The following is a 16,727-nucleotide window of genomic DNA, read 5'->3' as shown; positions in this document are numbered from 1 at the left end:
GAATTGGCGAATCAAATGAGTATAAATGAGAGGAGCCGACACTCAGTCGACTCCATGACCGAATCATGTAATTTGTGTTTAACGATTAATTGCGAAAGTTGGCAGGGATAGATGCCAACGAATAGCACCGAGACGTATAATGAGCGTTGAGATTACACCAGCGAGTAAAGCCGTTGAGTGGTCATAACCCATGTTTACCGCCATCGTATGGAAGATGCCGCCAATAATACATGCCGTAGCGTAGACTTCACTTCTTAATACCATAGGAACTTCGCGAGCCAGCACGTCTCGTATAATGCCACCTCCACAACCAGTAATGACTCCCATGATCACTGCGACCATCCCTGACGCGTTGTAAGCGAGGGCTTTCTCTACACCTATTCCTACAAATACTGCAAGGCCGATCGCATCACAAACGGGTAATACCCACCATGAGAGTCGCTTGGGTCTTCGAATAACAAGCATGGTTAGTAGACACGTAACAAATATCACCCATAAGTACGTAGTATCTGTTATCCAAAATACAGGAGTGGCACCTAGCGCCATGTCTCGGATTGTTCCGCCACCAATAGCAGTCACACTGCCGAGAACGATAACGCCGAATGGATCCATTTTTAAACGGCCCGCCAGTAACACGCCAGAGATAGCGAAAACAGCGGTACCGAACAAATCGATCATATAAAGCAGCATGGAGTCCATGTTACTTAGTACCTTTATATAGTGTGAGAAAAAATGGGCGGAAATTGTACGGTATTTGCCACGAAATCGTTAGCGTTTTTGACGAACGCTTTTAAAGTGCTCACACACTTCTGTGATCGCATTTAGTGTGCGTGGGGTTGGGCGGTTAATCCAATCTGAGTTTAGAGACCAGATGTGTTTATTTCTAAGTGCGGGAAGCTCATTGCTCCACTCTGCCCACATACCATCATTACTCATTGCGTGACGAGAAGTAAAAATAACCTCTGGTTGGCGAGTGATGACCTGCTCGATGCTGACCTGAGGATAAGGCGCGCTGGATGCTGCGAAAATGTTTTCACCACCGCAAAAAGTAAAGACTTCACTTGGCCAGTTCTTCCCGGCGACAGTGATGATAGGCTTTTCACTCAACTGATAAAAGTAACGAACTTTCTCGTGCGTGTTGTACTTCTCTTTTAGTGTCTTCAGTTGCGTTCTAAAATCTTCAGCGGCCTTTTGTCCTATTTGCGGGGTTTCGCTGTATTGGCTTAGCTGCTCGATATTATTGGCGATATCTTCCAGTGAGCCTGTAGTGGAATAATAGATAGGAATGCCGAACTGTTTAATTTTCTCCAGCTCTTTTGCCGGGTTTCCTGCCGGCCAAGCAATGACTAAATCCGGTTGAAGAGCAATAATGCGCTCTAATTTAATTCCTTGGTAATTAGAGACTCTTTCCAGCTGCTTTGCCTGCTCTGGATAATCACTCATTTCGCTGACAGCAACAAGCTTGTCTCCTAGCCCTGCCGCAAAGGCAATTTCAGTGGCATGCGGAGCTAAACTTACAATGCGTTGCGCTGGTGTTTGGGCGAAGGTCGCTGTCGAAACAAACAGCGTTAATGCGAAGCATAGTTTATTCATCATAACCCTTGATAAATCATTCCTAAAAGCAGACTTTGGATAGCTATCCAAACGAAGACTCGCCAAACGAGCAGCGTATGTATTTGTGAAAGGTGAATAGCCGATGGGGCGATTCGTCCACCGATTTTTGCGCGTTCCGCACGTATACCTTGATAGATAGCAGGGCCGCATAAAGAGAGTTGTAGTTTGTGTCCGATGGTACACAACACCCAGGCGGGCCCGGGTAGTGGCCAAGACTTCGCTTGTTGCTGTACACCAGAAAGCACATTGCTTACGTTCTTTCCTACAGCTAAATGTATGGCAAAGAGACGAAGTGGAATAATATCCAGAGCGGCAACCAGCTGAACGGCAGGTTTACCAAAGGGCAAATATTGGCGTCGGCTAGGGGACCAAACTCGAGCTAACTCTGTGGCTAGTCGATACATTAACGCACCAATACCACCTGCTAGTGCGTACCAAAATAACACACCGATTACGTTGCGGCTGTATCCCATAATCACAGCTTCTGAGCTTGCTTTACCTATGCCGATGATCGAGAGGCTGTCAGTATCGCGATTAAGGTATGGTCTTAGTAATTGTCGGCACTGAGCTTTGTCTTCTCTCGACATACTTGTGACGAGTTGTTTCGTTAAGGCTTCGCTGTTGCGCCAGTTCAAAGCAATGATCAATAGCACTAATTCGTATAAAGGCACTTGCCAAACGAATGGCTCCACGGCAATCAGCAAGCTCAAGCAAGGCAATAGCATCAAGCCCAATGCAAGACTGCCGGAGGTCAGGCTCTGTGAGTAACTGTGATTATTGTTCACTTTGTTGGCGAGCTGCTCAGCTAACTTTCGCCATAAAGTGATGGGATGCGATGAACGGGGGATTGGTAAAAGAAGGTGAAAGAGCAGTGCGCCCCACATAATAAGGAGCGCACCGTTGGCATAAAATGACTGAAAAACTTCTTCCATGAATGAGTCGTTTACTTAATGAGTTCCAGCATTTTGAATACCATTTCAGAAGAGCTTTTTGCTGCTAGCGGTAGGAACTCATCAAAGCTCATTGGTGACTCTTTATCAGCGACATCAGAGATTGCACGCACAACAACAAACGGCGTGTTGAATTGGTGACAAGTTTGAGCGATAGCAGATGCTTCCATTTCTACCGCGATAACGGATGGGAAGTGCTTACGAATAAACTCTTGGCGTTCAGCGGTGCAAACAAATGCATCACCAGTACAGATCAGGCCGCGAACTGCATGAGTGTTTTCCATTTGCGCTAGTGCCTTTTCTGCTAAATCCATTAGCTTTTCATCCGCTTTGAATGCAGCAGGCTGGCCAGCCATTTGGCCAATTTCATAACCAAAAGCGGTCACGTCTGCATCGTGATGACGAACTTCTGTTGAGATAACAACATCACCTAGATTTAGGCTTGAATCGAAGCCACCAGCAGAGCCTGTGTTAATCACAACATCTGGCTGGTATTCATCAAGAAGAATGGTAGTGCCTACTGCAGCTGCAACTTTACCGATACCTGATTGTAGTACGACTACTTCTACATCATTAATTTGACCAGAGAAAAACGTACAACCTGCTTTATTTACGGTTTTGCAGTTTGTGATTGCTTCTTTCAGGATGGTCACTTCTTGTTCCATCGCACCGATGATACCAACTTTCATAACACTCTCTTTCAGTAAATATTTTAGTTGGCCGAGAGTATAGCACTCCCCGTGAGCAGTTTTCTATTTGATGAGCTTAGCTTGAGTGAGCTTTTCTCGTAATTGTTCGGCGCGCTTTCTGTTTACGCCAAAGTCAGAATAGCCCACACGTGACTCTGAGCGAACAATCAGTTTGTCTCCTGCTACTTTTAATTCGAGGTCATCCACGAAGCGCATGATTTTAGATGTGCATTCTATCCGAAGGTAATCACCCTCTTTTACCGCGGTTTTGGCGCCAGGAAGTTGAAGCGCGGCTTGCTCAATGGCATCTAACGTTGCGGACTCAGTGAGCAAAAAAGGTGCTAATTGAAACTTGTCTCTTGAGTCCTGAGTTGAAACGCAATTTGGTTTGTCACCACAAGGTGATTGAGAACGATCTGGCATACTGGTGACTCCTTGGCTGCAGGCTGTAAGGCTGAGTAAAGCGATTGAAAGGAGAGCGGCTTTTTTCATTGTATTTACTCTTATAATTTTGCTTCTAATTATATGGATACAAAAGAAAAAGGATCCAATAATAGGATCCTTTTTGTGATGTTAGCTGTGATTAGACTTCTAGGTAATCAAGAATGCCTTCTGCCGCTTTTCGCCCTTCATCAATGGCGGTTACGACGAGGTCTGAGCCACGGACCGCATCACCGCCAGCGAAGATTTTCGCATTGCTGGTTTGGTACATGAACGCTTGCTCAACAGGTGCCTTGATACGTCCCCATTGGTCTAAATCGACACCATACGGTTCTAACCAGTCCATTTTGTGTGGCTGGAAACCAAATGCCATGATCACGGCATCCGCAGGCAATACATGTTCACTGCCTTCCACTGGTTCTGGTCTGCGACGACCTGCATCATCGGGCTCACCTAAAGCAGTTTTTACCACTTTAACGCCCGATACGTTACCTGAGGCGTCGACCTCCACACCGAGTGGTTGCAGGTTAAACATAAACTTCACGCCTTCCTCTTTAGCGTTTTTCACTTCTCGACGTGAACCTGGCATGTTGGCTTCGTCACGACGATAAGCACAAATCACATTGGAGGCTCCTTGGCGAATAGAGGTTCGTACACAGTCCATTGCGGTATCGCCACCACCAAGCACGACCACTTTCTTTCCTGCCATGTCGATAAAAGGTTGGTTGTTCTCAAGCTCCATGACTTTGTAGGTATTCGAAATTAAAAATGGCAGCGCGTCATACACACCCGGCGCATCCTCATTTTCTAGTCCTGCACGCATGTATTTATAGGTGCCAACGCCTAAGAAAATGGCATCGTACTCATCGATTAGATCTTGCATTTGTACATCTTTACCGACTTCCACGTTCATGCGGAACTCGACGCCCATTTCAGTGAACACACGGCGACGATTTTCCATTACCCCTTTTTCAAGCTTGAACGAAGGGATACCGAAAGTCAGTAGTCCGCCGATTTCTGGGTAGCGGTCAAACACGACTGGCTTAACGCCATTGCGCACTAGGATATCAGCGGCAGCCAAGCCTGCTGGGCCAGCCCCAATGATTGCGACCTTTTTATCGGTCCACTCCACCTTGGACATATCTGGCTTCCAGCCCATTTCAAAGGCTTTGTCGGTAATGTACTTTTCTATATTACCGATGGTGACGGCACCAAAGTCATCATTAAGCGTGCATGAACCTTCACATAGACGGTCTTGAGGACAAACGCGTCCACATACTTCAGGTAAACTATTGGTTTGATGCGATAGTTCAACCGCTTCAAGAATACGTCCCTCATTTGCCAGTTTGAGCCATTGAGGGATGTAGTTGTGTACTGGGCACTTCCATTCACAGTATGGGTTACCGCAATCTAAACAGCGGTCTGCTTGCGCAGTGGCTTGTTGCTTAGTAAACGGCTCGTAGATTTCAACGAACTCGATCTTACGAACTTTGATCGGCTTTTTAGCCGGATCGACACGTTGAACATCGATAAATTGATAAACGTTCTGGCTCATGATTCAAACATCCTCCATGATTACTGGGCTTGAACGCGCAGCTCAGCGGCACTGCGGCTCTGGTGACCAAGTAGCGTGCGAAGATCTGCCGCTTGTGGTTTCACCAAATAGAACTTTGGAATCCATTCATCAAAGTTCGCCAAAATATTTTCTGCGTGGCTCGACCCTGTTTCTTCAAGGTGTTCCGCAATCAGGCCGCGCAAATGCTCTTGGTGGATGTATAGATCGGACAATGAAATGGCTTCGACAGATTCAGTATTGACTCGACCTTCAAAGCTTTGGTTTTCATCCAGAACATAGGCAAAGCCTCCGGTCATACCTGCACCAAAGTTCACGCCTGTTGCACCTAGAATGGCAACAATACCGCCTGTCATGTACTCACAAGCGTTATCTCCCGCACCTTCAATGACGGCAATCGTACCTGAGTTACGTACCCCAAAACGCTCACCCGCTTTACCTGCCGCGAACAGTTTACCGCCCGTTGCGCCGTACAAACACGTGTTACCAATAATGGTGGCTTCATGACACTTGAACGCTGTACCTAAGTGAGGTTTAATGGCGATCTTGCCGCCTGCCATGCCTTTCCCTACGTAGTCATTCGCATCACCTGTGAGGTAAAGCTCTACGCCACCCGCATTCCAAACGCCAAACGACTGGCCGGCAGTGCCGTCAAGATAGATTTTGATAGGGGAAGCCGCCAATCCTTGGTTGCCATAGCGCTTCGCTATTTCGCCAGATAAGCGAGCACCCACAGAACGATCAGTGTTGATGACATTGTAGAAGAAACTTGCTGATTGGCTGTTTTCTACCGCATGCATGGCATCATCAATGATCTTTTGATTGAGCTCAGCTTTATCAAACGGTTTATTTGGTTCCGTCCAAAACAGTGGATGACCTTCAGGCGAGACGGGAGCTTCTAGAATGTTGGATAGATCCAATTTGGTTTGCTTCGCGGTAAAGCCCTCTACTGCTTCAAGTAAATCGGTACGACCAATCAAGTCCGTCAGTTTTTCAACGCCTAGCTCAGAAAGCAGCTCGCGCACTTCTTCTGCCAGTCCGGTGAAGTAGTTCATCACCATTTCAGGTAAGCCTTTGAAGTACTCTTTACGCAGCGTTTCGTCTTGAGTCGCAACCCCTGTTGCACAGTTATTGAGGTGACAAATTCGTAGGAACTTACAACCCATAGCTACCATTGGCGCGGTACCAAAACCGAAGCTTTCTGCACCTAAAATTGCGGCTTTAACTACGTCTAAACCAGTCTTTAGACCACCGTCTACCTGTAGGCGGATCTTATGACGCAGACCATTAGCAACCAGTGCTTGTTGTGTCTCTGCCAACCCCAACTCCCAAGGGCTACCAGCGTATTTTACCGAAGTTAATGGGCTTGCTGCGGTACCACCGTCGTAACCCGAGATGGTAATAAGATCAGCGTAAGCCTTTGCTACGCCCGTTGCGATGGTGCCGACACCTGGCTCGGAGACGAGTTTTACCGAAACCAGCGCATTCGGGTTGACTTGTTTAAGGTCGAAGATCAGCTGGGCCAAATCTTCAATAGAATAAATATCGTGGTGCGGAGGAGGGGAGATGAGAGTCACACCTTGTACCGAATAACGCAGTTTTGCGATTTCTGCGGTGACTTTGTGTCCCGGTAGCTGACCACCTTCACCCGGTTTAGCTCCTTGCGCTACCTTGATTTGTAGTACATCTGCATTAGTAAGGTAATGAGGCGTTACACCAAATCGGCCTGAAGCAATTTGTTTGATACGTGAGTTACGTTCAGTGCCGAAACGGCGAGGATCTTCACCACCTTCACCGGAGTTTGAATAGCCACCAAGACGGTTCATCGCAGTCGCGAGGGCTTCATGCGCTTCAGGGCTAAGTGCGCCAATGGACATGGCCGCAGAGTCGAAGCGTTTGAACAGTTCGGTTTTCGGCTCTATTTGCTCAAGTGGCAGCGGTGAGTCTGATTTTTTCAGCGACATTAAGTCACGCAACATAGCAACAGGGCGTTGATTCACTTGCTTGGCAAAGCTCTGATAGTCGTTACTTTCGCCAGATTTAACGGCTTGTTGCAGCGTGCCGACAACATCCGGGTTGTAAGCATGATATTCACCTCCATGGACGTACTTTAACAAGCCGCCATGATCAATCGATTTGCGTTTCGCCCATGCTTTACGAGATAAGTTTGTAAGATCTTGCTGGAAGTCGTCAAAATTCGCGCCTTCAATTCGAGTTGTGACGCCTTTAAAACACAGATCGACCACATCTTGGCTCAAGCCAACTGCTTCAAATAGTTGTGAGCAGCGGTAAGAGGCGATGGTTGAGATCCCCATTTTCGACATGATCTTGTACAGGCCTTTGTTGATGCCGTATTGGTAGTTTTGCATCACATCGCGATAGTCTTTCTCTAGTGCTTTATCATCAATCAGTTTACCTAACGCTTCATAAGCAAGGTATGGGTAAACCGCAGTGGCACCAAAGCCAAACAAGACGGCAAATTGGTGTGGATCACGCGCCGTTGCGGTTTCGACAACAATGTTGGCATCGCAGCGTAAGTTCGCGTCAATCAGACGAGTTTGAACGGCGCCGACTGCCATTGCTGCCGGAATTGGTAACTTACCTTTGACCAAGGCTCTGTCCGAAAGAACCACTAAAACCGTGCCTTCACGAACGACTTGCTCTGCTTGCTCACACAGATCATCAATGGCTTGTTTAAGATCTTTTTGTTGTGGGTCGTAGTTGATATCGAGAATGGTATTACGGTAATGATCGTCACTCAGCTCTAGTAGTTGCTGCATGTCTGAATAGAGCAGTACTGGAGAATCAAAGGTTACACGATGCGCGTGGCCATCGGTTTCACAGAAGACGTTCATCTCTTGGCCGATGCTGGTCGCCAGCGACATGACGTGTTTCTCACGCAGCGGATCGATTGGTGGGTTGGTGACCTGAGCAAACTTCTGACGGAAGTAATCTGTCACTAAGCGCTCTTTCGAAGAAAGAACCGCCATCGGGGTGTCATCACCCATCGAACCGACGGCTTCTTGCCCCATATCACCGAGGACACGCAATACTTGATCGACTTCTTCATTGCTCATGGCAAACTGCTTTTGATAAGTCTTAAGCAAGTCTTCATCAAAGCTACGCTCACCTACTTGATCTTCAGGCAGCTGAGAGAACGGCGTTAGTTTGCGAACGTTGTTCTCCATCCATTCGCGATAAGGGTGACGAGATTTCAGATCATTATCGATCTCGCTAGATTGCCAAAGCTTACCTTTACGAGTGTCGATGACGAGCAATTCCCCCGGACCTACACGACCTTTTTTGGCAACTTCGTCGGGAGCGTAATTCCAAATCCCCACCTCAGATGCCAGAGTGATCAACTTATCTTTGGTAATTACATAACGCGCAGGACGCAGGCCGTTTCGGTCTAGGTTACAAGCAGCATAACGACCATCGGACAGTACGATACCTGCTGGGCCATCCCATGGTTCCATGTGCTTGGAGTTGAAATCGTAAAACGCCCGCAGATCCGGATCCATATCTGGGTGGTTTTGCCATGCAGGCGGCACAAGCATACGCATGGCACGGAAGATATCCATGCCGCCAGCTAAGAAGAGATCCAGCATATTATCTAAGCTAGAGGAGTCTGAGCCTGTCTCGTTCACAAACGGTGCTGCAGTTTGTAGGTCAGGCAGCAGTGGTGACGAGAACTTGTAAGCACGAGCGCGCGCCCATTGGCGGTTACCTTCAATGGTGTTGATCTCACCGTTATGAGCAAGATAGCGGAACGGCTGAGCCAATGGCCAACGCGGTTGAGTATTGGTAGAAAAACGCTGGTGGAACAGACAGATAGCGGATTCCATGCGTAGATCAGCAAGATCTAGGTAGAAGCGAGGCAAGTCCGCAGGCATGCACAGGCCTTTGTACACCAAAACTTGAGTCGACAAGCTACAGATGTAGAAATCAGGATCTTCGGTGATTTGTTTCTCGATGCGACGGCGTGCGATGTAGAGACGGCGTTCAATGTCACGCTCTCGCCAACCAGCCGGTGCAGAGATAAAGACTTGCTGAATATTTGGAAGCGAGTTAGCCGCAATTGGACCGAGCACTTCTGAATTGGTTGGAACTTCACGCCAACCGGCCACTGTTAGCGTCTCTTGCGCAAGTTCTCTGTTGACGATGTCTTTAGCGAGTTGAGCTTTGACCGGATCTTGGTTGAAGAAAATCATCCCTACGGCGTATTGCTTGCCAAGGTTGAAACCATTTTCTTCGGCAATAAGACGTAAATAGGAATCGGGCTTTTGTAATAGAAGACCACAACCATCACCGGTTTTACCATCGGCGGCAATACCACCACGGTGGGTCATTCGGTCAAGTGCAGAAATTGCTGTACGAACCAGCTTGTGGCTTTGTTCGCCTTCCATATGCGCGATCAAGCCAAATCCACAGTTGTCTTTCTCAAGACTTGGATCATAAAGAGCCATTGCAATTCTCCCTTTGCTTATCCGTCATCCCGACAGATATATCAACACTGCTTACGTTGATAGTGATGACTGAATATGCGTCATCTTTTATGGTTTTATGTATATTTATTCAATAAAAGCTGTGAAATATTTAACATTTTTTGAGTGTTTTATTTTCATCAACTTCACAAGCTATAGCTTATTGTAAAAAAGGTCAAGTTATTAGTGGATAATCACGTGAATATGCGATTTACCATTTAATAAGCTAAAATAGTTTAATGATTTCAAATAGATAGAAAATTGATTGTTACAAAAAAGTAACATTTGATTCTGTGGGAAATAAAAAAGACCAGCATAAAATGCTGGTCAAAATAGAAAGATTGGAAGGAATTGTTTTCTTTCTTTGCTAATAGCCATCGATATCGCTGATGGCTATTTATGGCATTGAAAGAGGGAAGCGTGAATACTTCCGTTAAGCAGAAAGCATCAGTGAATCTGCTTTTGCTTCTAGGTTTGTGCCATCCATTAGGTAGTCATCGATAGCACGAGCACATTCGCGACCTTCGTTGATACAACGAACCACCAAAGATTGGCCTGTTCGCATATCACCAGCAGCAAATACGCCTTCTTGGTTAGTAGCAAAACCTTGAGTTGCTACGTTACCGCGATCATCTAGCGCGATATCCAGTTGAGCAAGCACGCCTGTAGGTTCTGGGTGTAAGAAGCCCATTGCTAGGAATGCCATATCACATGGGATCACTCGCTCGCTGCCTTCGACTTCTTTGAAACTTGGGCGCTCGCCTGGTTTTGCATCTTGCCAAACGATATCAGCAAGACGAAGGCCTGTGACTTCACCTTTGTCATTTCCGATGAACTCCTTGGTCAGGATGTTCCAGTGACGATCGACACCTTCTTCATGAGAAGTCGAAGTACGTAGGATCATTGGGTATTGAGGCCAAGGCATATTGGCTGGGCGCTTCTCTGGTGGGATCGGCATGATTTCCACTTGAGTTACGCTTGCTGCGCCGTGACGGTTTGACGTACCCACACAGTCTGAACCGGTATCACCACCACCAATGACAACCACATGTTTACCTTTTGCGTGAATCTCTTCCGTTTTCAGGTCCATGTTATTTGCACGGCGATTATTTTGACCTAGGAATTCCATTGCGAAGTGAACGCCTTTGAGCTCACGACCAGGAACTGGCAAATCACGTGGAACCGTTGAGCCACCCGTCAGTAGAACCACATCGAATTCTTGACGCAGTTGCTGAGCATTTAAATCAACACCGACGTGTTGATTTACTTTAAACTCAACGCCAGCTTCTGCCATTAGATTGATCTTACGATCAATGACTTCCATGCTCAGTTTAAAATCTGGAATACCGAAACGCAGCAGGCCACCAACTTTCTCGTCTCGCTCGAATACTGTCACAGTATGACCAGCGCTGTTTAGCTGCTCAGCAGCCGCAAGACCCGCTGGTCCAGATCCAATGATCGCTATCGTTTTACCAGTGCGAGAACGTGGCGTTTTTGGCTTGACGTACCCTTCACGATACGCCGTTTCTACGATGGTTTTCTCGATGTTACAGATGGTAATTGGGTCTTGGTTGATGCCAAGTACACAAGCACTTTCACATGGAGCAGGGCAAACACGACCAGTAAACTCAGGGAAGTTATTGGTTGAGCTTAGAATGTTCCATGCTTCTTCCCAGCTATCACGATAAACTGCATCGTTAAACTCTGGGATGATGTTACCGATAGGGCAGCCGTTATGACAAAACGGCACACCACAATCCATACAACGAGACGCTTGAGTATTGATCTTGTCACCAAACTCCTCGTTCAGAACGAACTCTTTGTTGTTCTTAATGCGTTCAGCTGGGTCGATCTTCTGTGGTAGTTCACGACCGTGCTCTAAAAATCCAGTAGGCTTACCCATTATACTGCCTCCGCTTGAGTTTCGTTTCCTTGAGACTGCGCTTCAGCTTTACGCTTTTGAAGCACCGCTTTGTAGTCACGCGGCATCACCTTAACCATAGAGGCTAGGCTTGCTTCAAAGTTGTCTAGGAAAGACTGAGCGACTTCACTTCCTGTGAATTGAACATGCTTAGTTAGCATGTCGAGTAATAGATCTCTGTCTTCTTTCTCGATTGGATCTAGGTCTACTAGCTCTGGGTTCAGTTTTGACTCAAAGTCACCTGATTTATCCCATACGTAAGCCACGCCGCCACTCATACCTGCGGCAAAGTTACGACCTGTTGAACCAAGGATAATTGCTGCACCGCCCGTCATGTATTCACAACCGTGGTCACCGACGCCTTCTACTACTACTTTCGCACCTGAGTTACGAACACAGAAACGTTCACCAGCCATACCGCGAATGAAAGACTCACCCGAAGTAGCACCGTAGAAACACACGTTACCAACCACGATGTTGTCTTCCGCGACAATGCTTGATTTTGCGTCTGGGTAAAGTACTAACGTACCGCCAGATAAGCCTTTACCCCAGTAGTCATTCGCATCGCCTTCCACTTCGAACTTCACGCCTTTAGCGAGAAATGCACCGAATGACTGACCCGCAGAGCCTTTGAACTTCACGTTCATTGGCTGAGGTAGACCCGCATCTTTGTACACTTTCGAGATTTCGTTCGACAACATGGTACCTGCAGAGCGGTCCGTGTTGACGATAGGGAACTCGGCATTCACCGCCTCGCCTTTCTCGAGAGCAGGAATCGCCGCTTGAATCAGCTTACGGTCTAGTACCGATTCCAGATTGTGGTTCTGTTGCGTTTGGTTATGGATACCGTCTGACTCACGTGGTTGTTCAACGTGTAGAACAGGAGACAGATCTAGGTTCTTGTATTTCCAGTGAGAAACGTCTTGGCGAATCTTCAGCTTCTGACCTTGGCCGACCATCTCATCGATAGTGCGGAAGCCAAGTTCAGCCATGATTTCACGTAGACCTTGTGCCATGTATTGGAAGAAGGTTACGACGTCTTCTACGCGGCCATCAAAGCGCTCGCGAAGCGTCCTGTTCTGAGTTGCGATACCAACAGGGCAGGTGTTCTTATGACACTTACGCATCATGATACAACCTTCAACCACCAAGGCTGCGGTTGCCACGCCCCATTCTTCTGCACCAAGTAGTGTTGCCACTGCAAGGTCGCGAGGTGTTTTCATCTGACCATCCGCTTGAACCACGATACGGTTACGTAGACCGTTCTTTAGTAGCGTTTGGTGTGTTTCTGCCAAACCAAGTTCCCAAGGAAGACCAGTATGACGGATTGAAGACATTGGGGATGCACCAGTACCACCGTCGAAACCTGCGATTAGTACAACGTCTGCTTTCGCTTTCGCTACACCGGAAGCGATCGTACCTACGCCAGCTTCCGATACCAGCTTCACGTTTACACGACCCGCGCGGTTCGCGTTCTTCAAATCGTAGATAAGCTGAGCCAAATCTTCGATTGAGTAGATATCGTGGTGTGGTGGTGGCGAGATAAGACCGACGCCCGGAGTTGAGTGACGTGTAGCACCGATCCAGTCATCTACTTTATCGCCTGGTAGCTGACCACCTTCACCTGGTTTCGCACCTTGAGCCATCTTGATTTGTAGCTCATCAGCGTTGGTTAGGTAGTAAGAGGTTACGCCGAAACGACCCGAAGCTACCTGTTTGATTGCAGAGCGTTCCCAATCGCCGTTCTCTTTGCGCTCGAAACGCATTGGGTCTTCACCACCTTCACCAGAGTTCGATTTTGCGCCAAGGCGGTTCATCGCAACAGCCAATGTGGAGTGTGCTTCGTAAGAAATAGAACCGAATGACATTGCACCGGTCGCGAAGCGTTTCACGATGCTTTCAATTGGCTCGACTTCGTCGATAGAGATAGAACCAGCTGGGTTCTTAATGAATTCTAGCTGGCTACGCAGAGTTACCGCGTTGTCACCTTGTTTATCGACTGCTGTCGCGTACTGCTTGAACTGATCGTAGTTCTTGTTGCGCGTAGACTCTTGCAGTAGCGAGATGGTTTCTGGGTTGAAGAGGTGCTTCTCACCTCGCTGTTTCCATTGGTAAACACCACCCACATCCAGCATTTGAATTGGGATTTCGCGTTGTGGGTAACCGATGCGGTGACGAACGAGCACTTCTTTAGCGATATCGTCAAGGGTGAGACCTTGGATACGAGAAACTGTACCTGTGAAGTACTTATCTACCACTGACTTATGAATACCTAAGGCTTCGAAGATTTGCGCACCGTGGTACGACTGCAGGGTTGAGATACCCATCTTCGAGAAGATCTTCAGAAGACCGCCATTGATCGCTTTACGGTAGTTGTTGAACAGATCGCGAGGGTTCGCTTCTGGATCCAGCTTCTTCGTACGCTGAAGCTCAATGATGGTTTCAATCACTAGGTATGGGTTAACGGCGTTGGCACCGTAACCAATTAGCGTTGCAAAGTGGTGCGTTTCACGCGCGTCACCGGTTTCAACCACGATGTCACACTTCGCACGTAGGCCTTTACGGATCAGGTGGTGATGTACTGCGCCAACTGCCAGCATTGCTGGGATAGCGGCGTGGTTTGAGTTCACTGCACGGTCAGTTAACAGGATGATTGAGTAACCATCAATAACCGCATCTTCTGCGTATTGGCAGATACGTTTTAGTGCGCGCTCAAGCTTGCCTTGGTCTTCACTGGCTTGGAATACGATATCCAGTGTCTTCGCCTGAAGATGCTCGTTGTCAATAGCACGCAGTTTCTCAAGCTCAGAGTTCGCCAGAACAGGCGATTCCAATTCTACTTTCTGACAGTGAAGTGGTGTTTCAGTCAGAAGGTTTTGGTCTTTACCCAAGTAAGTGTTCAGCGACATAACCATACGCTCACGGATCGGATCGATCGGTGGGTTAGTTACCTGTGCGAACAGTTGCTTGAAGTAGTTTGAAAGATGTTGAGACTGATGAGATAGAACCGCAAGAGGCCAGTCTGCACCCATGGCTGATAATGGCTCTTTCGCATCATTCGCCATTGGAACGATGATTTCGTTCACTTCTTCAGTACTTACGCCAAACGCTTGTTGGCGGTGTAGAAGATGTTCTGGCTTAGGTTGGCTGAATTGGTTGCTCGCATCTGGCAGCTTCTTCAAGCTCAGTAGGTTTTCTTCTACCCACTTTTCGTAAGGCTGCGCTGTTGCGATGGTGTCTTTCACTTCTTCATCAGAGATGATGCGACCTTGCTCTAAGTCTGCAACGAAGATGCGACCTGGTTGTAGACGACCGCGGAACTCAACGTTCTCTGGCTCAATATCCACAACACCAGATTCTGATGCCATTACTAGGAAGTTATCTTTGGTCACTGTGTAGCGAGAAGGGCGCAGACCGTTACGGTCGAGTGTCGCACCAACTTGAACACCATCAGTAAAACATACTGAAGCCGGACCATCCCATGGTTCCATGATGTTCGCGTGGTACTGATAGAACGCGCGACGCTTAGGATCCATGTTTTTGTTTTCTTGCCATGCTTCCGGGATCATCATCATCAATGCGTGCGGCAGGCTGCGACCAGAAAGAACTAGGAGCTCAAGTGCCATATCAAAGTTAGATGAATCCGAACTGCCTTCCTGACAAATAGGAAGCAGCATGTCGATTTCAGCCTGGGTAAATAGATCGGATTCAATGATCGCCTCACGGGCTTTCATCCAGTTCAAGTTACCTCGAACTGTATTGATTTCACCGTTGTGGGCAATGTAACGGAAAGGTTGTGCAAGACGCCATTTCGGGAAGGTGTTGGTAGAGAAGCGAGAGTGTACCAGTGCCAGTGCGGTCACCATGGTCGGGTTTTGCAGATCAAGGAAGTACTGAGGGACTTGCTCGGTCGTTAACTGACCTTTGTACACCAATGTCTTGTAAGACATTGAGTTAATGTAGAAGTCATCACCAATGTTCGAAACGCTCTCTAGGCAAACACGTACAGTGTAGTTACGAAGTACGTACAGTTTGCGCTCTAGCTCTTCAGGTGTGATACCTGGACCACCAGAGATAAACACATGCTCAAACTGAGGTTCTGTGCTTAGCGGGTCGGCACCGATCATCGAGTTATCGGTTGGCAAAACGCGGTAGCCAATAACTTCAAGGTCTAGACGCTGAGCATTGCGTTCTAGAATGTCACGGCATTGTTCGCGTTTGTATTCGTCTTTCGGGAAAAGTACGACACCCACACCATACTTTTCAAATGAAGGTAGTTTAATGCCGAGCTTAACGGCCTCTTCTAATAGGAATTCATGAGGTTTTTGTAGCAAGATACCCGCACCATCACCGCTGCATGGATCACAACCTTGACCACCACGGTGCTCCATGCGAGCTAGCATATCCAATGCTTGAGTCACTACTTCATGAGATTTACGGTTTTTAAGGTGAGCAACAAAACCGATACCACACGCGTCATGCTCCAATTCAGGAGTATATAGACCCTGTGGATTTTGCTCTCTATCTACCATAGATACATCCTTCCAGTTCAATGTCGACGCAAAAGCACCAGGCAGGCAAATGCCACCTAGACCATTGATTACGTCTTGTCCTTTATATTTATTATCGCCACCGATCTAGGTTGACCGATCTTGATTCCTTTCCGTATCTCGCAGGAAAAGTTTTGCGAGAAAAACAATCCTTGGTGGTATCCCTTTATTTATTGCCACTATTTAGTGATTTATATAGGTAGGAGTGGGATAACACCGACAAATCCCGCAGTGTACTTTGTAATAAAAGTCACAAAAATAACGGGGTTGTGTAAGTATCCTACAATTTTGTCACTTCAGAATGCAATGAAAAAGTCGACGTTGTGACCCAATTTTTTCGTTTAATTATGCATTTTTAGTTTAACATTTACGCAACATGAACGTTTTTTATCTGTATTTATGCAGGTTTATTGATTTTGAGCCGTATGAGGTTTGTTTGAATTGACTAGTATTGTGTGTTTTTTCTTGCAGGGATGTAATTTATTTACACAGATCGTAGTGAGAT

Annotated in this window: 9 protein-coding genes; all 9 read right to left on the bottom strand. The window is 47.2% G+C overall.

Annotated elements, in window-relative coordinates; all coding sequences use genetic code 11:
- Positions 1 to 78: 78 nt before the first annotated feature.
- The 9 genes from ACWYVB_RS15315 to gltB (ACWYVB_RS15275) all read right to left on the bottom strand — a co-directional run bounded on the left by ACWYVB_RS15315 (position 79) and on the right by gltB (ACWYVB_RS15275) (position 16,204).
- Complete coding sequence (locus tag ACWYVB_RS15315; protein ID WP_005387377.1) at positions 79 to 699, bottom strand: TRIC cation channel family protein; 621 nt, start codon at positions 697 to 699, stop codon at positions 79 to 81.
- Between the two features lie 69 nt (positions 700 to 768).
- The gene (gene btuF, locus ACWYVB_RS15310) at positions 769 to 1,593 is read right to left on the bottom strand and encodes a vitamin B12 ABC transporter substrate-binding protein BtuF (RefSeq protein WP_005396326.1); all 825 of its coding nucleotides are present in this window, start codon (positions 1,591 to 1,593) and stop codon (positions 769 to 771) included.
- Positions 1,593 to 2,546, bottom strand: a complete 954-nt coding sequence (locus ACWYVB_RS15305) for a cobalamin biosynthesis family protein (protein ID WP_203346658.1) — start codon at positions 2,544 to 2,546, stop codon at positions 1,593 to 1,595. The genes btuF and ACWYVB_RS15305 overlap by 1 nt, the downstream gene beginning before the upstream one ends.
- A gap of 11 nt (positions 2,547 to 2,557) precedes the next feature.
- Positions 2,558 to 3,253: a 5'-methylthioadenosine/S-adenosylhomocysteine nucleosidase gene (mtnN, locus tag ACWYVB_RS15300; RefSeq protein WP_005396324.1), complete on the bottom strand. Its 696-nt coding sequence runs from the start codon at positions 3,251 to 3,253 to the stop codon at positions 2,558 to 2,560.
- Between the two features lie 63 nt (positions 3,254 to 3,316).
- A complete protein-coding gene (locus tag ACWYVB_RS15295) occupies positions 3,317 to 3,745 on the bottom strand; it encodes a DUF1499 domain-containing protein (protein WP_031780533.1) in 429 nt (142 codons plus the stop codon).
- A gap of 91 nt (positions 3,746 to 3,836) precedes the next feature.
- A complete protein-coding gene (locus ACWYVB_RS15290; RefSeq protein ID WP_005396322.1) occupies positions 3,837 to 5,249 on the bottom strand; it encodes an FAD-dependent oxidoreductase in 1,413 nt (470 codons plus the stop codon).
- A 20-nt stretch (positions 5,250 to 5,269) separates the two neighbouring features.
- The gene (gltB, locus tag ACWYVB_RS15285) at positions 5,270 to 9,733 is read right to left on the bottom strand and encodes a glutamate synthase large subunit (RefSeq protein WP_005396321.1); all 4,464 of its coding nucleotides are present in this window, start codon (positions 9,731 to 9,733) and stop codon (positions 5,270 to 5,272) included.
- A 451-nt stretch (positions 9,734 to 10,184) separates the two neighbouring features.
- A complete protein-coding gene (locus ACWYVB_RS15280; RefSeq protein ID WP_005396320.1) occupies positions 10,185 to 11,654 on the bottom strand; it encodes a glutamate synthase subunit beta in 1,470 nt (489 codons plus the stop codon).
- Positions 11,654 to 16,204: a glutamate synthase large subunit gene (gltB, locus tag ACWYVB_RS15275; RefSeq protein ID WP_203346657.1), complete on the bottom strand. Its 4,551-nt coding sequence runs from the start codon at positions 16,202 to 16,204 to the stop codon at positions 11,654 to 11,656. The genes ACWYVB_RS15280 and gltB (ACWYVB_RS15275) overlap by 1 nt, the downstream gene beginning before the upstream one ends.
- Positions 16,205 to 16,727 lie beyond the last annotated feature (523 nt).

This window comes from Vibrio sp. JZG10, from assembly GCF_054064075.1.
This window is presented reverse-complemented; position numbering and strand designations above follow the sequence as displayed.